19 protein-coding genes are annotated in these 21,469 nt (G+C 61.4%); 5 read left to right on the top strand and 14 right to left on the bottom strand.

What is annotated here, in order from left to right:
- Nucleotides 1-20: 20 nt before the first annotated feature.
- Both ABZN20_RS18485 and ABZN20_RS18490 read right to left on the bottom strand, forming a co-directional pair.
- On the bottom strand, nucleotides 21-446 hold the full coding sequence (locus tag ABZN20_RS18485; protein WP_367026198.1) for a hypothetical protein: 426 nt from the start codon (nucleotides 444-446) through the stop codon (nucleotides 21-23).
- A gap of 36 nt (nucleotides 447-482) precedes the next feature.
- Nucleotides 483-1,658 (bottom strand): cation:proton antiporter, encoded by a 1,176-nt coding sequence (locus tag ABZN20_RS18490; RefSeq protein WP_367026199.1) that lies wholly within the window; start codon nucleotides 1,656-1,658, stop codon nucleotides 483-485.
- A 278-nt stretch (nucleotides 1,659-1,936) separates the two neighbouring features.
- Here ABZN20_RS18490 and ABZN20_RS18495 point away from each other — a divergent pair, with 278 nt between their 5' ends.
- The gene (locus ABZN20_RS18495; protein WP_218805876.1) at nucleotides 1,937-3,226 is read left to right on the top strand and encodes a citrate synthase; all 1,290 of its coding nucleotides are present in this window, start codon (nucleotides 1,937-1,939) and stop codon (nucleotides 3,224-3,226) included.
- Nucleotides 3,227-3,266: 40 nt separating this feature from the next.
- Here ABZN20_RS18495 and htpG read toward each other — a convergent pair whose 3' ends face one another.
- From htpG to ABZN20_RS18510, 3 genes are all read right to left on the bottom strand, one after another.
- Nucleotides 3,267-5,171 carry a molecular chaperone HtpG gene (gene htpG, locus ABZN20_RS18500; protein ID WP_367026200.1) on the bottom strand — a complete coding sequence of 635 codons (1,905 nt, stop codon included), beginning with the start codon at nucleotides 5,169-5,171 and terminating at the stop codon, nucleotides 3,267-3,269.
- Between the two features lie 111 nt (nucleotides 5,172-5,282).
- Complete coding sequence (locus tag ABZN20_RS18505) at nucleotides 5,283-5,795, bottom strand: MarR family winged helix-turn-helix transcriptional regulator (protein WP_218805878.1); 513 nt, start codon at nucleotides 5,793-5,795, stop codon at nucleotides 5,283-5,285.
- A gap of 9 nt (nucleotides 5,796-5,804) precedes the next feature.
- Nucleotides 5,805-8,231 carry a sucrose synthase gene (locus ABZN20_RS18510; protein WP_367026201.1) on the bottom strand — a complete coding sequence of 809 codons (2,427 nt, stop codon included), beginning with the start codon at nucleotides 8,229-8,231 and terminating at the stop codon, nucleotides 5,805-5,807.
- A 352-nt stretch (nucleotides 8,232-8,583) separates the two neighbouring features.
- Here ABZN20_RS18510 and ABZN20_RS18515 point away from each other — a divergent pair, with 352 nt between their 5' ends.
- The 3 genes from ABZN20_RS18515 to ABZN20_RS18525 are packed head-to-tail and all read left to right on the top strand — an operon-like array spanning nucleotide 8,584 to nucleotide 13,147.
- Nucleotides 8,584-11,046: a sugar phosphate nucleotidyltransferase gene (locus ABZN20_RS18515; RefSeq protein WP_367026202.1), complete on the top strand. Its 2,463-nt coding sequence runs from the start codon at nucleotides 8,584-8,586 to the stop codon at nucleotides 11,044-11,046.
- Nucleotides 11,047-11,063: 17 nt separating this feature from the next.
- Nucleotides 11,064-11,885: an HAD-IIB family hydrolase gene (locus ABZN20_RS18520; RefSeq protein WP_367026203.1), complete on the top strand. Its 822-nt coding sequence runs from the start codon at nucleotides 11,064-11,066 to the stop codon at nucleotides 11,883-11,885.
- On the top strand, nucleotides 11,882-13,147 hold the full coding sequence (locus ABZN20_RS18525; protein WP_367026204.1) for a glycosyltransferase: 1,266 nt from the start codon (nucleotides 11,882-11,884) through the stop codon (nucleotides 13,145-13,147). The genes ABZN20_RS18520 and ABZN20_RS18525 overlap by 4 nt, the downstream gene beginning before the upstream one ends.
- A 116-nt stretch (nucleotides 13,148-13,263) precedes the next feature.
- Here ABZN20_RS18525 and ftsH read toward each other — a convergent pair whose 3' ends face one another.
- From ftsH to ABZN20_RS18540, 3 genes are all read right to left on the bottom strand, one after another.
- Nucleotides 13,264-15,174, bottom strand: a complete 1,911-nt coding sequence (gene ftsH / locus ABZN20_RS18530; RefSeq protein WP_367026205.1) for an ATP-dependent zinc metalloprotease FtsH — start codon at nucleotides 15,172-15,174, stop codon at nucleotides 13,264-13,266.
- Between the two features lie 123 nt (nucleotides 15,175-15,297).
- Nucleotides 15,298-17,049, bottom strand: a complete 1,752-nt coding sequence (gene selD, locus ABZN20_RS18535; RefSeq protein WP_367026206.1) for a selenide, water dikinase SelD — start codon at nucleotides 17,047-17,049, stop codon at nucleotides 15,298-15,300.
- 10 nt (nucleotides 17,050-17,059) lie between these two features.
- Nucleotides 17,060-17,239 carry a hypothetical protein gene (locus ABZN20_RS18540; protein WP_367026207.1) on the bottom strand — a complete coding sequence of 60 codons (180 nt, stop codon included), beginning with the start codon at nucleotides 17,237-17,239 and terminating at the stop codon, nucleotides 17,060-17,062.
- Between ABZN20_RS18540 and ABZN20_RS18545 the strand changes: the two genes are divergently transcribed.
- The gene (locus ABZN20_RS18545) at nucleotides 17,238-17,696 is read left to right on the top strand and encodes a DUF1643 domain-containing protein (protein WP_367026208.1); all 459 of its coding nucleotides are present in this window, start codon (nucleotides 17,238-17,240) and stop codon (nucleotides 17,694-17,696) included. The two genes, ABZN20_RS18540 and ABZN20_RS18545, sit on opposite strands and share 2 nt — an antisense overlap.
- Here the strand turns inward: ABZN20_RS18545 and ABZN20_RS18550 are convergent.
- The 6 genes from ABZN20_RS18550 to ABZN20_RS18575 all read right to left on the bottom strand — a co-directional run bounded on the left by ABZN20_RS18550 (nucleotide 17,599) and on the right by ABZN20_RS18575 (nucleotide 21,450).
- Nucleotides 17,599-18,435 (bottom strand): hypothetical protein, encoded by an 837-nt coding sequence (locus ABZN20_RS18550; protein ID WP_367026209.1) that lies wholly within the window; start codon nucleotides 18,433-18,435, stop codon nucleotides 17,599-17,601. The genes ABZN20_RS18545 and ABZN20_RS18550 overlap by 98 nt on opposite strands.
- Nucleotides 18,436-18,496: 61 nt before the next feature.
- Entirely contained in the window at nucleotides 18,497-18,889 is a 393-nt protein-coding gene (locus ABZN20_RS18555; protein WP_367025614.1) for a transposase family protein, read from the bottom strand.
- Between the two features lie 26 nt (nucleotides 18,890-18,915).
- A complete protein-coding gene (locus ABZN20_RS18560) occupies nucleotides 18,916-19,431 on the bottom strand; it encodes a helix-turn-helix domain-containing protein (RefSeq protein WP_367025613.1) in 516 nt (171 codons plus the stop codon).
- Between the two features lie 32 nt (nucleotides 19,432-19,463).
- The gene (locus ABZN20_RS18565; RefSeq protein ID WP_367026210.1) at nucleotides 19,464-20,861 is read right to left on the bottom strand and encodes a DEAD/DEAH box helicase; all 1,398 of its coding nucleotides are present in this window, start codon (nucleotides 20,859-20,861) and stop codon (nucleotides 19,464-19,466) included.
- The gene (locus ABZN20_RS18570; RefSeq protein ID WP_367026211.1) at nucleotides 20,858-21,229 is read right to left on the bottom strand and encodes a type II toxin-antitoxin system VapC family toxin; all 372 of its coding nucleotides are present in this window, start codon (nucleotides 21,227-21,229) and stop codon (nucleotides 20,858-20,860) included. The genes ABZN20_RS18565 and ABZN20_RS18570 overlap by 4 nt, the downstream gene beginning before the upstream one ends.
- Complete coding sequence (locus ABZN20_RS18575) at nucleotides 21,226-21,450, bottom strand: hypothetical protein (protein ID WP_367026212.1); 225 nt, start codon at nucleotides 21,448-21,450, stop codon at nucleotides 21,226-21,228. Before ABZN20_RS18575 ends, ABZN20_RS18570 begins: the two co-directional genes overlap by 4 nt.
- Nucleotides 21,451-21,469 lie beyond the last annotated feature (19 nt).

The following is a 21,469-nucleotide window of genomic DNA, read 5'->3' on the forward strand; positions in this document are numbered from 1 at the left end:
CACGGCCGCGACGGGCCGCTTCATTCGTTCGAGGCGCCTTCCTCCCCGCCGTTGTCCCAAGCCCGCCGGAATGAAGAAAACGCGTCGGAAAACCCTTTCTTGAGATGGCCCCAGGCATCCTGCGAACCGTTCTTGAGGCGGTCTGCCTGCGTCGACGCCTGATCGATCGCTTCCTTCGACGTGTTCCGCGCTGCCTGGTCGACCTGCTGCCATTGCTCGCTGGTCCTGGATTTCAGCTCGCTGAATCCGGATTTCACGGAGTCGGCGGCCTCGCTCCCTTTCTGGGAAGAGTAGTCGCCGATGGCCTGGGCGGTCTCCTTCATCTTGTGTCCGATGTCCTCGATCGACGGTGATTCTTTGGGGGAGTCGGCGCCAAAACCGGGAAAGGACGGCAGCAGCAACAGGACCGCAACGGCCAGGTAGGGGAAATGGGCATGGGTTTTCATGAACGCTCGCTTCTCATGGCAGATGGCTCGGGCTCCTCATGCCGGCAGGCCGAGTTTTATTCGCAGCCTGTCGGCCAGGATCGGGAAGGCCAGCACCGAGATCATGCCGGCGCTGACCAGGACGGCCGCACGTTCCGACGACATGAGGCCCGACGACAGGCCGATCTCGGTGATCACGACGATCAGGGGCAGTCCCGTCGCCGAATAGAGGATGAAGGGGACGACGTCCGCGGGCGACAGGCTGCGGCGATAAACGAACAAAGGAATGCTGCGCACCAGGATAAGCAATGCCAGCAGAATAATGATTTGGAGCGGTGCGAGTGGACTGGCCCACAGTGCACCGAGATCGAAGTGAATGCCGGCCGTGACGAAGAAGATGGGAACCAGAAAGCCATACCCGATGGCTTCGAGCTTGGACCTCAGCGCCTTGCCCTCCGGTCCTTTACTGGCGAGTCCTGCCACCATGCCCGACGCGAGCGCTCCCATGACGATGTCCAGTCCGAATTTGCCGGCGAGCAGAATCAGAAGCGCCTGCAAGGCGATGCAGATACGCACTGGAAGCTGGCCACTGCTCTGCATGGAGCGGGCAAGACGGTCGAGCAATGGCGACGAGCGGACCCGGACGGCAAGGTTCGCGGCGATCAGAGTGATCGCGACGAAGGAGAGAACGAACAGGGTGTGAAGGATATTGCCATGGCTCGGAATCGCCATGAACGACAGGAGAAACATCGGGCCGAGTTCGCCGACGGCGCCCGAAGCGAGGACGTACTTTCCGAAATCGGTATCGATTTCCCCCAAGTCGCGCAGGATGGGGACAAGCACTCCCAGGGCGGTTGTGGTAAGAGCTGCGGCTGCCAGGAGCAGCGGCAGATGGATCAGCCCCATTGCCTGGAAAAGTAACACGCATACGATGGCGACGCCGAAAGACAGTGTCCAGCCGAGCGCCCCCACCGTCAGCGGCCGTATGCCGATTTTCCCGAGATCGATTTCCATGCCGACCAGGAAAATCAGGAAGGTCAACCCGAGGTGCGCCAGAGCGTCGACCACCAGGGACGGTTCCGCCAGATGCAGCATCTGCGGCCCGGCAACGATGCCCAGGAGAATTTCCGCGACGACTATGGGCATCCGGAAACTCTTGGGCACTTCCGCCAATATGGGCGCGAGCATCGCCATGAGCGCAATGAGCAAAAGGTCGGTTCTAAAGCTTTCCATCCTCTTTTCTCCTTCGTCGTTCCACGTGTTCAGGTAGCCGCCCCCGGCCGGTTTTGGCTAGCCCATCAGAGCGCACCAGTGGCCCGTAACCCTAACCGATGATGTCCAGCGCATGCAAAAGGGATGTTAAGATCACGCCAAGTATGTCCGGTTCCCGGACGTGATGCATTCATCGCACGGCAGCGGTACCGGTCTGCGAAGCCGCACGCCCAGGAGGTTTCGGGGCCCAGATGCCGGTAACAGAGTTTGAATTGCTGTCCCAAAAAAATGGATTCCTTATGTCGAATTTTGCCAAACTTGAACTGAACGAAGGCGTCGTGGAAATCCCGGTGATCGAGGGCACCGAGGGTGAGAAAGCGATCGACATCTCCAAGCTGCGCGCCCAGACCGGCTACATCACGCTCGATCCCGGCTACGGCAATACCGGCTCCTGCCTGTCGGCCATCACGTACATCGACGGCGAACAGGGCATCCTGCGCTATCGCGGGATCGACATCGCCGAGCTTTGCGAGAAGTCGACCTTCGTCGAAGTGAGCTACCTCTTGATCTACGGCCAGTTGCCGACGGTGGAGCAGTACGCGAGGTTCAAGGAGAAGATTCACCACCATTCGCTCATCCACGAGGACATGAAGAGCTTCTTCACCTCGTATCCCGGCCATGCCCACCCGATGGCGATCCTCTCCTCCATGGTCTGCTCGCTCTCGGTCTATCACCCCGAGCTGCTGAAACCGGACCAGACCATCGACGAGCGCGACGAAACCATTTCGAGGCTCCTGTCCAAGGTGCGGGTGCTGGCCGCCTTCGCTTACAAGCGTTCGGTGGGCGAGGCCTTCGTCTATACCCGGCCGGAGCTGGACTACATCTCCAACTTCCTGCACATGATGTTCACCCGGCCGATGCGCGGCTATGTGCCGGACGAACTGATCCGCAAGGTGCTGGACGTGCTGTTCATCCTCCACGCCGACCACGAACAGAATTGTTCCACCTCCACCGTGCGCATGGTGGGATCGTCCAAGGCCAATCTGTTCGCGGCGATTTCCGCGGGCATCTGCGCGCTGTGGGGGCCGCTCCACGGCGGCGCCAACCAGGCCGTCATCGAAATGCTGGAGGAAATCCACCGGGCCGGCGGCTGCTACAAGAAATTCATCGAACGGGCCAAGGACAAGAACGACCCGTACCGGCTGATGGGCTTCGGCCACCGGGTTTACAAAAGCTACGATCCCCGCGCCCAGATCCTGAAAAGGCACTGCGATGAGGTGCTCAATTACCTCGGCATCGACGACCCGATCCTCCAGATCGCCAAGGGGCTGGAAGAGGTCGCGCTGACCGACCCTTATTTCATCGAGCGCAAGCTCTATCCGAACGTGGACTTCTATTCCGGCATCATCTACCGCGCGCTGAAGATTCCCACCAACATGTTCACGGTGATGTTCGCGCTGGGCCGGCTGCCGGGCTGGATCGCGCACTGGAAGGAGATGCTGGAGGACCCGGCCATGCGGATCGCCCGCCCGCGCCAGATCTATACCGGGGAAAGGCTGCGTCCCTACGTGCCCATCGCCCAGCGTTGAGGAAAGGCCCCGCGGCGCTCGCCGAAGGGCCTGAGAGGCGTCAGAGCAGGCTCTGCAGCAAACCGTTGAGCTTGTGCACGAACGCCGCCGGGTCGTCGAGCTGGCCGCCCTCGGCCAGCACCGCCTGGTCGAACAGCACCGATGCGAGGTCCTGGAAACGGCTTTCGTCGGCTTCCGTCTTCAGGCGCGCGATCAGGCCGTGATGGGGATTGATCTCCAGGATCGGCTTGCTGCCCGGAATGCTCTGTCCCGCGGTTTTCATGATCCGTTCCATGGTCCGGCTCATGCCGTAGGATTCCGAGATCAGACAGGCGGGTGAATCGGTCAGGCGGTGGCTGAGGCGGACGTCGCTCACCTGCGCCTCCAGCGCCTTCTTCAGCCGTTCCGCCAGCGGCGCGAATTCCTCTTTCTCGGCTTCGGCTTCGGCTTTTTCTTCCTCGCCTTCCAGCTTGCCGAGATCCAGGTCGCCCCGCGCCACCGATTGCAGCGACTTGCCCTCGTACTCGGTCAGGTAGCCGACCAGCCATTCGTCGATGCGGTCGCTCAGCAGCAGCACCTCGATGCCCTTCTTGCGGAAGATTTCCAGGTGCGGGCTGTTCTTCGCCGCGCCGAAGCTCTCGGCCGAGACGAAATAGATCTTGTCCTGGCCTTCCTGCATCCGGCCGATATAGTCGTCCAGGGAAACCGTCTGGTCGTCGCTGTCCGTGTGGGTGGAGCTGAAGCGCAGCAGCTTGGCGAGGCGGTCTTTGTTGGAGAAATCCTCGATGAGACCTTCCTTCAGCACCTGACCGAATTCCTTCCAGAATTCCTTGTACTTTTCGGGCTCGTTGTTCGCCAGATCTTCCAGGAGGCCCAGCACCTTCTTCACCGCGCCGCCGCGGATCTTCTCCAACTGCTTGTTTTCCTGGAGGATTTCACGCGAGACGTTGAGCGGCAGGGTGTCGGAGTCGATCACGCCGCGGACGAAGCGCAGGTAGCGCGGCATCAGCTTGTCCGAGTCCTCCATGATGAAGACCTTGCGCACGTACAGCTTCACGCCGCGCTTGGAATCGCGGTCCCACAGGTCGAACGGCGCGTGCTTGGGGACGTAAAGCAGCAAGGTATATTCGTTGGTGCCTTCGACCCGGCTGTGGACGCGGGCCAGCGGCTCCTGGAAATCGTGCGAGACGTGCTTGTAGAACTCGTTGTAGGCCTCGTCGGTGATCTCGTCGCGGTTCTTGGCCCACAGCGCGGAGGCGCTGTTGACCGTCTCCCAGACCTCGGCCGGTGCTTCCTCGCCTTCCTTGGGCTCGCCGGCTTCCTGTTTCATCTCGATGGGCAGGGAGATGTGGTCGGAGAATTTGCGGACGATGGAACGGAGCTTCCAGCCGTCCAGGAACTCGTCCTCGCCTTCGCGCAAATGCAGGGTGACTCGGGTGCCGTGCTCGGTCCGCGTCGCGGTTTCCAGGGTGTAACTGCCCTCGCCGGAAGATTCCCAGCGGACGCCTTCCTCGGCCGGGGCGCCGGCCTTGCGGGTTTCCAGCACCACTTTGTCGGCCACGATGAAAGCGGAATAGAAGCCCACGCCGAACTGGCCGATCAACTGGCTGTCCTTGGCTTCGTCGCCGGTCAGCGATTCGAAGAAATGCTTGGTGCCGGAACGGGCGATGGTGCCGATGTTGTGCTGCACCTCCTCGCGCGTCATGCCGATGCCGTTGTCGCTGACGCTCACGGTGCGGGCCGCCTTGTCGAATTCGATCCGCACCCGCAGCCGGCTGTCGCCCTCGTACAGCGCATCGTTGCCGAGCGCGCCGAAGCGCAGCTTGTCGGCGGCGTCGGAGGCGTTGGAAATCAGCTCGCGCAGGAAAATTTCCTTGTTGCCGTACAGGGAGTGGATCATGAGTTGAAGCAGTTGTTTGACTTCTGCTTCGAAGCCCAAAGTTACGCGGTTTTCGGCTTCGGCCATGGCGATGTGCTTCCTTCTGCTGAAATAGGGATAGGAGTCTTTGCGCCACCCGAAGTGGAGGCGCCCGATCAGGATTTCAATACCGCGGGTCGTTCGCCGACTCCGCGTGACTCAGCACCCCGTCCCTTCCAAGTCGTCGAACGGCTCGAATTCCGATCCGCTGGAGGCTTTTCCCGGGGTCCGGAGATTGTCCGGTTTGGGGTGGGCGTCATCCATCATCTTGGCCAGCCGCTGCAAGGTGGAGAGCATCGACGTCTGTTCCCATTCGCAGAGCTGGTTGAAAGCGGTCAGAAAATTGGCGTGGAACAGCGAGGGAGTCTGCCTGATTGCCTGGCGTCCGGTGTCCGTGAGCTTGATCACCAGCCGTCTCCGGTCGGTTTCGCTGCGTTCCCGGCTTATCAGTGCCTTCGCCGTCAGGCGATCCAGAACCGAAGTGATCGTGCCCTGGCTGAGGTTGACCGCCTGGCTGAGCTGATGGCCGGTCATCGAGCCTTTCTGCTCCAATGCCTTGAGAATGAGGAGCTGAGACCCTGTCAGGCCGGATTTCCGCAGTTGCTTGGATTGCAGGTCCAGGAAGCGGACGATGCGTCGCAGTTCATTCAGCATTTTTTCGTGCATTTCCATGGCGTGTTCTTAGTTTCCAGGCCCGACGGTTTGAGCGAGCGGGCGAAGTTGCAGGCTGTAGAGCATCTGGAGGTAGCGCTGTGACTCCTCCCGTTCCAGGTCGGTCACGTGACGCCAGAATCCGTATATTCTCGACAGGGTCATCATACGCTCCGCGTAGTGCTCCCAGGTATAGCGGGCGGCGACACGCTGCAATGCGGCCGCCGAGATCTTGTTCCAGTACTCGGGGTCGTTGCGACTGCGGGTGAAGAAGCGCAGCATGCGTCCAGCGGTTTCGCTTCCGTGATTGGGGTCGATATGGAAGCCGGAGATGCCGTCTTCGATGATTTCGGAAGGGCCGCCGAAGCAGGTGGCGAAACACGGTAAACCGGAGGCCATGGCTTCGATGAGGGTGAGTCCGAACGCTTCGAACAAGGCCGGCTGCACGAATGCTCCGCGAGTGTCGGCGACGTACCGGTAGATCTCTCCGGCAAGCGGCTTGGGCAGCCGCATGCCCAGCCAGCGGACGCATGAATCCAACTGATACCGGTCGAACCGATCATGCATTTTTTCGATCTGTTCGCGTTCCTCGGTATCCGTGGATAGGGCGGGGTCCACCTGTCCGGAAATGACGACGACGTTGCACAGGTCCCGCAGCTTTTCGGAGTTGCCATACCAATCGATGAACCCTCCCGGATTCTTGATGTAATCCATGCGCGACATGGCGAAGATCAGCGGCTTTGCGCGCTCGGCGAGGCTACCACGGGCGTCCGGTCTTGGCGTGTTTCCGTGGATCAGCGCTTCGATTTCCGGGTGCAGGTGTGTCAGGCGCCTGTCGCTGTCGGAATAGGGGAAATAGACGGCGCTGTCGGCGCCCGGCGAAACGATGTTGAATTTCGGGTCGTACACGTCGATCCCGCCCACCACGCGCTGGAGACCGGGCATGGTAAAGGCGGCGTAGCTTTCGTACTGGCCGATGCTTTCCCGGGTGCCGGCGATTTCTTCGTAGGTGCTGGCGATAATGAAGTCGGCGGCGTTCATTGCAATGAGATCGGCGGTGAATTGGCAGGAAAAGTGGTACTGCGATTCGTTGTGCTGCCAATAAAGATCGGAATACAGATATTTCGGCTTCTCCAAGGCATGCGCAATGTTGCATTGGGTCACGCCGAGGCGGTGGGACAGTAAGGTGGCGACCAGATTGCCGTCGGAATAGTTGCCGACGATCAAATCGGGCGATCCTTCCAGCTCGGCGAGCAGCTCGCGCTCCGCGTCGACGGTGAATCGCTCCAGATAAGGCCAGCTCTCGAAGCGCGATATCCAGTGCGGCACGATTTCGCCGGAGGCGCTGCGAAAAGGCACTCTGAGAATGCGGGCGTTGCGGGTGCCTGAAACCGGTTCCCGCCTTTGATCGCATGTCGTGCCTTCCGCTTGGGGAATCAGGCGGGTGACCACCACGATCTGCGGTTCGATATTCAGGCCTTGTTCCGCGAGCTGTTTGCGCATCTCGTTTTCCAGCGTCCGCACCTGGTCCAGGATATAAACCACCTGGCCGCCGGTATCGGGCCGGCCGAGGACGTTGGCCTGGCCGAAAAAACCGTGGGGTGAGATCACGGCGAGGGAGAAAATCATCGGTATGCGGGCGAGGAAGGCTTCCAGCGTCGCCGGGTCCGGGGCCTCGAGCAGGTCCGTCAGCAGGCGCATGGTGTCGAGTATGCGGCGGGCGTCGCTGCCCCATCCCGCTTCGAAACCCAGGCTGCGCAAGGGGGCGGCCAGGTCCTGCCAGCCGGTCTCCGGCGGATGCTCGGCCAGGGTCTCCTGCGCCAGGCGCAAGGCCTTGCGCAAAGCCGACACCCGGGAAATCTGGTCATTGAGCATCAACTGCTGGCCCCGGTAAGAATGGATGCTGAGGAAGTCCACGGTGCGTTCGTTGCCCTTTCCGAGTTCGTCGAACAACTGCCGGGACAAATGGCGGTTGAGGAACTCGACCCCCTTCCCGATCGAATGGGGCTCCTTCAGTTTCGGGAAGTCTCTGGAGAACGGCCCGAAATCGATTTCCAGCAGCCATTCGTCTTCCGTGTGCTGCCCGGAAGCCAGAAATTCCTTGAAGCGCAGGAATTCCCTTATCGATATTTCTTCTGGAACCAGGGTGTCGAGCGCGATCCGGAGATAGCGCCACTGGGCGACGCCGGTGCGCACCGCGAGATATATCCAGGAGGCGTTGAGCATCGCTTCCTGGCTCAACCGGATCACTTTCCCGAGCGGCGATTGTTTCAGTCCATCGGGACAGTCTTCCGCGGCGCAGATTTCCGTGAGTACGTCGCACAGGTCGGTTCGCAGCAAGAACCGACGCCCGGATTTGCCCAACTCGTGAAATATCCGATGTGCGCAATTGCGGGCAGTGGCGAGATAGTTGTAAAGGGAGTCTAGCCAATCGTCGCTGCGTTTGATCTGAGCCATCGTCAACCTCGCGCTTGGAACCGTTGCCGGAGCCCTGCCCGAGAGGCCGGTTTGCGGGGTTGGAATCGTCTGCGCCCGCATGGCGGACTTTGACTCCGCGGACAAGGGATTCTATGATTTGACGTCAAAGAGCGATTGTGGTCAATGGTACCGTTGGGAATCCCGTCAAGTTGCCATGCTTATGTTGTTCAACGGATTTGTTATCAAATCATTTCGCATGTTCTGATCGCATGAATCGCAATTTATTTTGATATCAAATATGTTGTCCGCCTGATTCGTCGGGGCTCGGAGCGGTCGCCCAACCTGCGTTGGCGGCTGAAAAACGCGATGAAGAGGACGAAGGAGGAGCAGCTTGAAAGCAGTCATTCTGGCGGGGGGGCAGGGCAGCCGTCTCAGACCCCTGACCGAAAACATTCCCAAGCCGATGGTCGCCATCCTGGGTCGTCCTATCATGGAGCACATCGTGCTCCATCTCCGGCGGCACGGATTCACGGAGTTGCTGGCTACCTTGCACTACCGTCCGCGCCTGATCCGGGACCATTTTGGAGACGGCAGCGAATTCGACGTCAATCTGACCTACACCATCGAGCGCAAACCACTGGGCACCGCGGGATCGGTCAAGCTTGGCGGGGGTCGGCTCGACGAGACCTTTCTCGTCATTGCCGGGGACGCGTTGACGGATTTCGATCTGGCCGCGTTTTGGCGGTTCCACCGTGAGCGAGGATCGAAGGTCACTCTGTATCTCAAGCGGGTTCCCGACCCCAGCGAGTTCGGCATGGTGATCACCGACGAGGATTCACGGGTACTGCGGTTCCTGGAAAAACCCGGCCTGAGCGAGGTGTTCAGCGATACCGTCAACACCGGGATCTACCTCATCGAACCCGACGTTCTGAACGAAATTCCCGACGGTGTTCCCTACGATTTCGCCAGCGACCTGTTTCCCAAGCTCATCGAACGCGGCGTAGTCCTCCAGGCTTACGTCGGCGACGGCTACTGGTGCGATATCGGGACCCTGGATCAACTGAGGCAGGCCCACTGGGATTTGCTGGACGGCAAAGTCCATTTGCCGTTGGGCGGAAACCGGGTTCAGGACCAGGTTTGGGTGGGCGAAGGTGGACGCATCGCGAAGGACGCGACGCTGCTGGCGCCGTGCTGGATCGGCGACAACGTCCACATCCGCACCGGCGCGAAAATCGGCGCCTACACGGTAATCGCGGCAGACGCGGATATCGACGTTCACGCCAGCCTCAGCCGCACCATCGTCATGAACGGGGCCTTCGTGGGCGAGTCGGCGGATTTGCGTAACTGCATCGTCGGGGACGGCACCATCCTCGAAGCCGGTTGCGAAGTCGGCGACGGCGCGGTCGTCGGGCAGAATTGCCACCTGGGCCGGAACGTTGTCGTCGCCTCCGGCGTGCTGGTATGGCCGGAGAAGTCGGTCGACAGCAATACCACCATCCGTGAAAATCTGATCTGGGAATCGCTGCGGCGGCCTTCGATCTTCGGCTCCCGCGGCATCAGTGGCCTCGCCAATCTTCACATCACGCCCGAATATGCCACGGTTCTCGGCAAAGCGTTCGGCCACTGGGTCCAGCGGGGAAACCGGGTGGTCGTCGCTCGCGACGGGCATCCGTTTTCCCGGTTGCTCAAGCGTGCCCTGATCTGCGGCCTTCTGGCGGTGGGCGTGGACGTCGACGATCTGGAAGAAATCAGCCTGCCGGAAACGCGGTTCATCACCTGTTTCGGACGGCGTGTCGGGGGCGGCGTCCATATCCGCATCTCGGACGAACATCCGCGCGTTGCCGTCATCGAGCTTTTCGACGCCGAGGGTCTGCCGCTTACCCGCGGCGTGCGGCGGAAAATCGAAACCGTCTTCTACCGGGCGGAATTCCCCCGCCTGTCGATCGAAAGCGTAGGCAGCCTGGCCTATCCCGGGCGGGTCGATGACCGCTACCTGGACCACCTGAGTGCCCACATCGACCGGGAGGCGCTGAAACCTTGGATGGGCCGGGTGCTGCACTGTTGCGGCGAGGACAATCTTTCCCGAATACTCGCGTCAATCCTCAAGAGCCAGGGGCTGCCGCAATTCCAGGCGGAATACGGGGAATCGGGTCTTCCCGTCGTGCCGTACGGGCGCCTTGCCGAAATCGCCAAACTCAACCATCAGATCGTGCTGGTCATCGAAGGGTCGGGCGAAAAGTTGAGCCTGGTGGACGAGGTCGGAAACGTCCTCGATGCCCGTCGGACTCTGGAACTGCTCGCCGCGGCCTTTACGCTGGGGGCGCCGCCTTCCGAGCCGCTTTTCCTGCTGCCCGATCATCCCGTGTTCCTGAAAGAAATGGCCGAATCGAACGGCCGGCGGGTCATCGTGACGCCCAAGGAAGTGGCCGCGCAAATACAGGCCGTCGTCCAGGGGGCGAAGACGCGCGAGGTGTGGATACATTTCGTGCATTTCTACCTGGGCTACGGGGCCGTCGCCGCGGCGTTGCGGTTGCTCGAATTTCTCGGTCGCCGCCAAATGGCGCTGCACGACTTCGAGCGCGCGGTTCCTCTCAGTCACCGGGGCAGCCTGGTCGTCCCTTGTCCCTGGGACCACATGGGGCGCGTCATGCGGGAATTGGCACAGATGCCGGAAGCCCGTTCCGACAGCGTACCGGAAGGAGTCCGGCTGGAGATCGGCGACGACTCGATCTACGTGCTCCCCAGTGCCGACGCGCCGCAGTTGGAGATCACACTGGAGGCGGCAACCGCGTCCGGACTCGCCAAGCTGGAACAAGAGGAAGTGAACCACCGCATCCGCAGGTTGATCGAGTGAGCCGGAGCGTCCCTTTCTTGTTCGCTTCCGACCTGGACGGAACGCTGTTCCCGAACACCTCTTTGCGGGCGGCTTCCGGCTGTCTGGAGCGGACCCGACACTTGCTGGACGCATTGAGCAAGGCGGGCTGTCCGACCTGTTACGTCAGCGGACGCTACCTCGACCTTGCCAGAGAAGGCCTGGCTGACTTCGGCCTTCCGGAGCCGACCTGGTGGATCTGTAACGTTGGGACCGAAATTTATGACGCCGCCGGCCGGTTGGACCGGACATGGGAGCGCCGGCTCGGTCCGCCGCTGGACCGCGAAGGCTTGTGGCGTTCGCTCGCCCCGGTTTCCCGCCTGGCGCCGCAGGAGCCGGCCAAGCAGGGGCCGCATAAATTCAGCTTCTACTATCCGGAAGCCCTGGACGAGGAACTGCGTGCCGAACTCGTTTCCCGCGTGTCGGAATGCGGCAGCGGCCTGATGCTGGTGACGAGCTTCGAGGAAGCGACAGGGCGTGCGCTGCTCGACGTGCTGCCGGATGGGGCAGGCAAGGCGAAAGCCCTGGGCCATGTCGCCGCCTCCTATGGGCTGGCGCCGGGGCGGGTGTTTTTCGCCGGCGATTCCGGAAACGATCTCGACGTGTTCACTCTGGGCTGTTGCGGCATGCTGGTGGGTAATACGCCAGAGGCCGTCCGGCGGGATGCGCGCAGGCTGAGAGCCCGGAACCCGGCCGTCCGGATATTCGTCGCGAAGGCCAGTTACGGCGACGGCATCATCGAAGGTTTGAGCCATTACGGACTCCGGTTGCCGGAGTTCCCGGAAGTCGCGGCAAAGAGCGGGCCGGGGGGACGTTCGTGAGAATCGCGTTTTTCAGTCCGCACAGCGATCCGCTGGCAGCGCCTGGTCAGCCTGATTCCGGTGGGCAATGCACCTACGAACGCGAGGTTGCCCTTCACCTCGCCCGCCTCGGCTACGAGGTGCGTGTCTTTACCCGGCTGTGGGGTTTGGGAGCGCCTCGCGAGCCGATCGCGGAATCGGCCACGGTATACCGATATCCGATGGGGCCCGCGGGTTTCCTGCGCAAGGAGGACATGGGGCCGTATCTCCCGCAGTTCACCGCCGCGGTGATAGCCGACCAGCTAGAGTGGCTGGGTACCGCGGATGTATTCCACGGCCATTACTGGGACGGTGGCGTTTGTGCGGCGGCAGCCGGGTTGTCTCTGGGGAAGCCAATGGTCTTCACCGCCCATTCGCTCGGCGCGTTGAAGCGGGATCGTCTCCCCGACTCCGATCCGGACGGCGCTGTTTTCCGCTACGCCGTGCGCATCGCGGCGGAACGGCGGATTCTGGGTGCGGCGGACGCCGCCATCGCCTTGGGTCAGGTGGAGCGGGATGCGCTGGTTCAGCGCTATGCCTGCGATCCGGCAAAAATTGCGGTCATTCCCGGCGGCGTGGACCTCTCCGCGTTCCGTCGCTGCGACGACAAGGCGCGGTTGCAGCGCCGGCTCGGCTTTGCCACGGATTTCGTGCTGCTGACCGTGGGTCGCCTGGATCCCCGTAAAGGCTTTCTGGAATTGATGGAGGCGATACCGCGCGTGCTTCGGGAACTCGCGGATGCCGGCAAGTCCGCGACGTTTCTGATGCCCTTGGGGTCGGAGCCCGCCGCCCCGGAGGAGGCCGCATACCGGGTCCGGCTGGTCGAGCGGGCGAAAGCGCTTGGCATCGAACCGGCCATCCACTGGTTTCCCCGTCTTTCCGATGAGGACCTGCGCCAATACTACAGCGCGGCGGACCTTTTCCTCTGCCCTTCGCCTTACGAGCCGTTCGGCCTGGTCCTAGTCGAAGCCTTCGCGTCCGGGACGCCAGTGGTCGCGACGCCCCACGGCGGACCGTCGGAAATCGTATCGTCGGGGGAGGACGGCTATCTCGCCGATCCCCGGAGGCCGGCGGAGTTCGCGTCCGCCATCCTAAGGGCGCTGCTCGTGTCCGCTGCGGATCGTCGTCGGATGCAACAGGCGGCTTTCGCCAAAGCGAAGCGTCTGTATGCGTGGGAATCGGTCGCCGCGCGGATCGCCGAGCGATACAGCAGGCTGGCGTCGGAGGCTGGTCATGCGCCGTGAAGGTAAAGCGCGGTCACGTCGCGTGGGCTGGAGAGCCGGGCAGAACAGGAATTCCGCCCGGGGGAATCAGCAATTCCGGTGCAGCCACCCGGCGGCCTTTTTCGCGTTCGCTAGTATCACGCCGTTTCGCGGATGACGGTTTTGACCTCCTCTCCGCTCACGACCTCCTTTTCCTTGAGCAGGGCGGCGAGCTTGTCCAGCGTGGCGCGGCGCTGGGTGAGGATTTCGCGCACGCGCTGCAGCCCTTCCTCGATCAGTTTCCGCACCTCGTCGTCGATCAGCCGTGCCGTTTCCTCGCTGAAGTTGCGTTCCTCGGTACCTTCGATATTGAGATAGGCGAGCTGCTGGCGGCGGCCGTAGGTGAGGGGGCCGAGCACCTTGCTCATCCCGAGGCTGCAGACCATGGTGCGGGCGATTTCGGAGGCCTTTTCCAGGTCGTTCTGGGCGCCGCTGGAGGATTCGCCGAACACCAGCTCCTCCGCGGTGCGGCCGCCCAGCAGGATGGCGATCTGGTCCTTCAGCTCCTGTTCGGTCGACAGGAATTTCTCTTCGACCGGCAACTGCAGGGTGAAGCCCAAGGCCGCCGCGCCGCGGGGAATGATCGAGACCTTGTGCACCGGCTCGCCGGTGGGGACGATCTCGGCGACCAGGGCGTGGCCGGATTCGTGGACCGCCACGCGGTGCTTCTCGGCATCGCTGAGCAACCGGCTTTTCTTCTCGGGACCCGCCAGGATGCGGTCGATGGCGGCCTCGAAGTCCGCCATGCCGACGGCGGTCTTGTCGGCGCGCACGGCGATGATGGCGGCCTCGTTGGCGGCGTTGGCCAGGTCGGCGCCGACGAAACCCGGTGTGCGCTGGGCGACGACACGCAGATCGACGTCCGCCGCCAGTTTCATCTTCTGGGTGTGCAGCTCGAGGATCGCGACCCGGTCCTCCAACCCCGGCTTGTCCACCACGATCTGGCGGTCGAAGCGTCCGGAGCGGAGCAGGGCCTTGTCCAGGATTTCCGGGCGGTTGGTGGCGGCCATCACGGCGACCCCGACCGAGGGGTCGAAGCCGTCCATCTCGGTCAGCAGTTGGTTGAGGGTCTGCTCGCGCTCGTCGTGGCCGCCCATCACCACCGGGCCGCCGCGGGAGCGGCCGATGGCGTCCAACTCGTCGATGAATATGATGCAAGGGGCGTTCTGGCGGGCCTGTTCGAACAGGTCGCGCACGCGGGCGGCGCCGACGCCGACGAACAGCTCGATGAACTCCGAACCGCTGATGTTGAAGAACGGCACCCCGGCTTCGCCAGCGACGGCGCGGGCCAGCAGGGTCTTGCCGGTGCCGGGCGGGCCGACCAGCAGCACGCCCTTGGGCATGCGTCCGCCCAAGCTCTGGATGCGGGTGGGGTTCTGCAGGAACTCGATGGTTTCCCGCAGCTCCTGCTTGGCCTCGTCGGCCCCGGCCACGTCGCCGAAAGTGACCTTGGCGGCGGTGTCGGCCTGGATTTTGGTCTTCTTGCCGATGCTCAGGAATCCCCGCCCGCCGGTCATGCGCCGCGCCATCCAGGTCCAGAACAGGGTTAGCAGGGCGATCGGAACGACCCAGTTGAAGATCAGGTTGCTGAACCAGTTGCTGCCGTAGCGGACCGAGTATTTCACGCCCTTTTTTTCCAGTTCCGCGGCGAGTTCGTGGTTCCACAGCGGCACGGTGATGAAGGCTCTGGGCGATTCGCCTTCGGCTTCGGGCTTGAGGGTGCCCGAAATGGCCTGTTCGGTGACGACGGCCTCTTCGACCTTGCCTTCGGACACCGCCTTCAGGAATTCGCTGTAGGGGATTTCCTCGTTGCGCAGGGTCTGGTAGCCGTTCAGCAGGTACAGGGTCGACAGCACCAGCAGCAGGTACAGGATCATGTTGTTGCGGCGGCGGGTGCCGTCGGGGCCCTCGCCCGAGACGCCGGCTTCGCTTTTCGCCCGCTGCCAGAAATCGTTCAAGGTGTCGAACAGCTTGCGGGTCGGTGTGGAATTCTGGGTGTTCTTGGCCATGGGAGTCTCCGGTTAAGGCTGCATGACGGCCGGGACGGTCGGTTCCGGTGGGGAGATTCTAGTGCTTGTGGCGCCGGATTGCTGCAAGGGATGGCCGGCGCCGCCCCGGGCCACGCGGGCGGCTCAGATCCTGGTCTCGACGCGGCGTGACAAATCGGCGAAAACGCCCGCGAGATTGTGCAGGACTTCCTGGTTGGCATAGCGAACCACTTCCAGACCAAGGGAGTTGAGGAAGCGCGTCCGTTCGCTATCGTATCCGATTTGCCGGGCATGGCTGTCGCCGTCGATCTCGATGACCAGCTGGAGCTCGGGGCAATAGAAATCGACGATGTAGCCGCCTATGGGTTTTTGCCGCAGGAACTTGTACCGAGCGAACTGGCGGCAGCGCAGCACCTTGTTCCAGAGCAAGGATTCGGCCGGGGTGGGGTTCTTGCGGTTTTCACGGGCCAGGGCGGTGAGGTTCTTGTCGTAGGGGAGGTAGATGGCCCTCTGAACCCCCCTGCCCCCCTTATCAGGGGGGTTATCAAGGGGGGGCGGCGAGGACGCTTCGGTTTTTCCCTCGAAATGGGACTGAGAGGACCGTTGTTCTTCCCCCCTGACAAGGGGGGATCGAGGGGCGGAAACCGTTTGGTGTTCGGTCATCATTTGCTGTTCTTCCCCCCTGACAAGGGGGGACCGAGGGGTGGGAGCCGTTTGGTGTTCGGTCATCACCTGCTGTTCTTCCCCCCTGACAAGGGGGGACCGAGGGGTGGGAGCCGTTTGGCGTTCGGTTATCATTTGCTGTCCTTCCCCCCTGATAAGGGGGGACTGAGGGGGGTTATCTTTCATCACCTCAACGCAGATGCCTGTCACATCCCCCAGCCCCCGCATCCGCCCGATCCGGCCCGCCTGACCATAGCCCTGCGACTCGAACAAGGCCATGACCTCGCCGGCGCTCGCCGGATCGCAGGCGACCAAGAGGCCCCCGCTGGTCTGGGGATCGCACAGCAGCTTGCGTTGCCATTCGGCCAGGCCGGGGTCCAGCCGGATCGACGCGCCGTAGCTGTCCCAGTTGCGGACGGCGGCGCCGGTGGCGTAGCCGTCCCGGGCCAGTTCCATGGCGACGTCGATGACGGGAATGTTGCCGAAAACGATCTCCGCGCCGAGTTGCGAGCCCCGGCAGATTTCCAGGAGATGCCCGAGCAGGCCGAAGCCGGTGACGTCGGTCATGGCATGCACGCCGTCGAGCTCCGCCAGCGCCGTCCCGACGCTGTTCAGGCGGGTGGTGTGTTCGATCATCCGGGCATAGCCTGCGGCATCGAGTCGGCCTTTTTTGAGCGCCGCGCTGAGGACGCCTATACCTAAGGGTTTGCCCAGGATCAGCACGTCGCCGGGCCGGGCCCCGTCGTTGCGCTTGAGCTTGTCCGGATGCACCAGGCCGAGCGCGACCAGCCCGTAGATCGGTTCGGGGGAGTCGATGGAGTGCCCCCCGGCGATGGGGATTCCCGCCGCTTCGCACACCGCCGCGCCGCCGGCCAGGATCTTCCGCACCGTCTCCACCGGCAGCTTGTCCACCGGCATGCCCACCACGGCCAGGGCCAGGATCGGTGCGCCGCCCATGGCGTAGACGTCGGACAGGGCGTTGGTGGCGGCGATGCGGCCGAAATCGTAAGGATCGTCGACGATCGGCATGAAGAAGTCGGTGGTGGCGACCACGGCCTGGTGGGGCCCGATGCGGTAGACCGCGGCGTCGTCGCTGGTCTCCGCCCCGACCAGCAGGTCGGGAAAGCGGCTAGCCAGGGGCAGTTCCGCCAGCATCTGCGACAGCACGGCGGGGGCGATCTTGCAGCCGCAGCCGCCGCCGTGGGAGAGCGTGGTCAATCGGACGTCGGTCATCGGTGGTGCCTCACATGAAATTCCGGGTATGCAGATGGGCCAGGCGCCTGGCCAGCGTATGCATTTTCGCTTCGGCCCGCTTCTTCAGCCGTCGCTGGTCTGTACTTGCGCGTTTTGGCTGCCGTCTTTCAACACGCAGTATTTTTTCAATATCTCCCGGTGAAAGCTCTCCGGCAGGCGTGTTACTCATGAAATATAGGCATATCGAAGGCGCACAGGTATCCGCGGAGTTTTCCGAAGAAGAAGGGCTGCTTTACCGTTATTGGCTGGATATCGTCATGCCGGATAACGCGGGGATGGGAATAACGGCATGCGTGATCATGCAGAATCCGAGCTATGCCAGCCGGGAGATAGCGGACAGGTCCGTGCGATTCATGGAGGAGACGGTATTCAGGAGAAACCTGCCGGAGTTTGAAGGGGTCAATCGCCTGATCGTGGTCAACTTGTTTGCCAAGGTCCAGACTCAGGATTTCAAGGGAAAGGCTCACGATATCGGTTCGAGGAACGATGCGGCCATCGAGGCGGCTCTCAGGGCGTCGGAGATCGTCATCATCGGCTGGGGCATTTCCAAGAAGTTTTCCGAGCGTAAGGCCTACACTTACCCAAAGGGGTTTCCTCATAGTGCTGCATCATCTGGACAAAGATGAACTCGGCGAGCTGGCGACCGTTGCGCAGCAACACGCTTTCCACCTCCGTATCGGATGCCAGATAGGCACGCAGGCGTGTCACAAGCTGCCCGGCAAGCTTGTACAGCAGATTGGCGTGGGCGTCGTAGTCGATCTCGTTGCGTTCGATGAGGTAGCGAACGAGATAATCCTCGAAGCGATCCTCACGCGGGTCATCCACGGTTTTGGCCAGATAACTGCGTGCTTCCGTGCGCAAGGTCTGGATCACCAACTCGTCCTCGATGGGATGGACATTGATGGTGTTCAGGTCCTTCAGGTCGAAGCCGGTAAATCGGAACGTCACTTGGCGCTTCGGAATCACCACAATCTGTGGAATCGAGAGGGTACGTTCCGCCACGGTCTGGGCGACGGCCTCGACGATCTCATCGACGCGTGGCGCTTCGATGAAGCCTTCCAGTCCCCCCTGGACCGGCTGGATCAGCGCTTTTACCTCCTGGGCAATCTGACGCTGAACTTCGGGTTGGCGTAATTCTTCGACGTTGCCCAGTTTGCGGTCGAAGCGGCGAATCACCTCGAAAGTCACTTCCGCCGTGCGGCTTTCCTCCTTCGACTTGAAGGCATAGGGGGGAGCCGGTTCCGCGACGCCCAAGACGGACGGACCGACACCGGTAATCAGCATTTCGGCCACGGAAGGCGCAGTAACCAACGTGGCACCGGCTGGCGATACATCGCCGCCCTCGCCGATCTCCAGCCGTTTCATGACGATGGAGCCCGGTTCCTTGGCCCGTTTAATAGAGTTGTTTCCGATGATAACCGCATGATTACAAAGAAATTTTTAGATTCCAAAGGCCAGCGCCAAGCCCGAAAAAGCTATCTATGAATAGACTGAGTCGGTTTCTAATGCGATGCATCAAGCAATGAAAGGTCTTCATTCCTCCAATGGAGTGTTCGACGGAGATGCGAGTTCGCGCTTGCTTTTTGTTCTCGCGCCTTTGTTGATCTGCCAACGCGGGATGAGGATTGTTCTTGGAGGCTCTGGGTTTCTTATGAGGCAGGTGAATTCTGGCTTTATTCCCATAATCGGAAGCGGCCCCCAAGAACCCCAAATCCAACCAGACATCGGCACCGTCAAACCATGATAAGGCAGGATCGAACCATCGCTTCATCAGCGCATAATCATGAACACTGCCGGCCACGATACTTCCAACGAACAAAATTTGCCGTGCCAGGGTCGAAATGACTAGGGTTTTAACCGTATGGCGTTTTTTTTACCGCTATAGTGGGCTTTCTGCTGATCGTCATCCTGCGGCCTGACGCAACTGCATTCCACCCCGTCAATGATGATATCTCCATGTTTTTCAATCAGCTTCATCATCTCTCCCGGGGTCGTCAGCTCCCGCTCGGGCAGCAGATCAAGTTTCGCCAGGCTGCGCCGTAACACGGGCAGAAGTTGCGCCACATGGCGATGCGCGTGTCCCGAGCTGAAGCCAAAATGAAAGCCCAGGACATCGAAGGTACAGTAGGTCTTGAGGTAATGCAAAATGAAGAACAGCTTCTTATCTATCCGATCGAGATAGCCCACATGGCCACCTTTGGGTACCCGTTTTATTTCGCCTTGCTGAACGCGTTCTTGCTGAATCTCCGCATGAGCCTCCTCAAAGATAGGGCAAAGCTTGGCGAATTGCGCCTTACTCATTCCGATCAGGGCTCTGACGGTACGCTCACTGGTTTCTTCCATGAACTTTTCAAAAATCATTGGCTGACATCATTCGATTGTTGTTAATTGTTTTATACCACAACAAATCCATTTATTTCAACGGAAGCAACTCTAATGATCTCGTCGAAGCGGTCGTGGGCAATGACGGTCAAGCGGTCGACGGCGGCGAACTCGTCATCGTCGCCGCGCGAAACGCGCTCGCCATAGGGCAGGCGCAGCCCCCGGCCCAGCGTCTGCTCGGTCAGGATGTCCGACGCCGATGCCCGTAGCGGCACGATGGTGTAAAGGTTCGTCACGTCCCAGCCTTCCTTGAGCTTGTTGACGTGGATGACGATCTCCGTGCGGTTGTCCCGCTCCAGGGAAACCAGGCGTTCCGTGGCCTCTTCGGTCTCTTCGCCGCGCAGCGCGGAATGCACTTCGGCGACCTTATCCTTGAAACGGCCTTTGAAAAAGGCCTCCGACTCGATGTGGGTGCGCAGCCGTCTGGCGTGCTCAGTGTCTTGGGCCACCACCAGAATGAAGGGATGCACCTTGGGGCGGCCGGACACGCGGTGATACCGGTCCAGTTCGACAGCCACGTGGTCGTGGTAATGCACAGCGTCTTCCAGCTTGATTTGCTCCAAGCGCTCTTCGGAAACAGACTTCGGGTCAAAATCCTTGCGCGTGGCCACGGCCGGTTCTTTCACGAAACCGTCCACCATGGCCTGGCCCAGGTCGTAGCGGTAAATGACGTTGCGGAAGTCGGTGGAGCGGGTGCCGACGGTTTTGGGGGTGGCGGTCAGTTCCAGGCCCAGAATGGGGTTCAGGCCGTCGATGGCTTTGGCGCCGGCGCTGGCGCGGTAGCGGTGCGCCTCGTCCATGATGAGAACCAGGTCATCGAGCTTGGCCAGGTATTCGTAGTAGCTCTCACCGATGGTTTCCTGCAGGCGCCGCATCTTGGCGCCTTCCTTCTTGTTGATCTTGTCGATGTTGAAGATGTTGATGTGGACGTCGGAACCGAGCAAGTCGGTGGAGCGGCCGTCGTCGAAGCGCGTGCCGCGCCCGCTGTCGTAGTTTTCGCCGGTGATGATGAGCGGCGGATGTTGGGCGAATTCGGCAATCCCCTTCAACACGTACTTGGGGTGTTCCGGGGTGAAATCGCCGATCAGCTTGCGGTAAATGGTGGTGTTGGGTGCCAACACGAAGAAATGCCGGCTCTTGCCGGTCAGGTAGAGGTAGGCAATGAATGCGCCCATGAGACGCGTCTTGCCCACACCGGTCGCCAGGGCGAAGCAAAGCGACGGGAAGTCTCGCTCGAAGTCCTCCACCTGGGGATATAGCGCCTGAATTTCGGCCAAGGCTGCAGCGGGATCTCCCCCGGCAAGGTCCACCCTGCCCAGCAACTCCGCGAGGATTTCCAGAGAAGCGGCCTGGGGCGGACGCAGGGAAAGACGTTGAACGATGGCCCTCAGCGCGCGGTCGGTCATCATGGCTCCCGAGACTTGACGAGCAAGCCCTGTCTGTTCAGTTCCGTTACCCGGTCGAAACCGCTATCGTTGCTGAGTAACACAGCATCGTGCAGCAAAGCCGAAGCGGCGATCATGGCGTCCGGCAGCTTCAGGCGGCAGGCGCGCCGAACCGCTATGGTTCTTTCGCGCACCGACATATCCAATTCAACTCGTTCCATCGGCGCCAGAAAACGCCGGATCGATGCCTCCTCAAGGGGAGACATATTGGGATAGGAAAACAGCTCGATTTCCGTGATGACCGAAAACAGGTATCGGCCGCGCGGCAACGGCTGCTCCAGCCGGTCTTGCAGGAAATACAGCGCCGCATTGGTATCCAGCAGGAATTTCATGGCCATTCTTCGCGCAAGCGGCGCTGATAGTCCAAAGGCTCCTCGGGCCAGGAAATGCTGCCGATCAATTCCTTGAGCTGTTCGCTGGGAGAAATCTCCAATGTTTCTCCCTCGTCCACGACCAGCACGAATTCGTGCTTTCCTGGCTTTATTTCCTTAGGCAACTGGACATGCAAAGTGCGATCTTCCGGCACTTCATATTCTATTTTCAATGACAACATCGCTAGTCCTCCGATCAAT

The organism is Methylococcus sp. ANG (assembly GCF_040730495.1).
Taxonomy (GTDB): domain Bacteria; phylum Pseudomonadota; class Gammaproteobacteria; order Methylococcales; family Methylococcaceae; genus Methylococcus.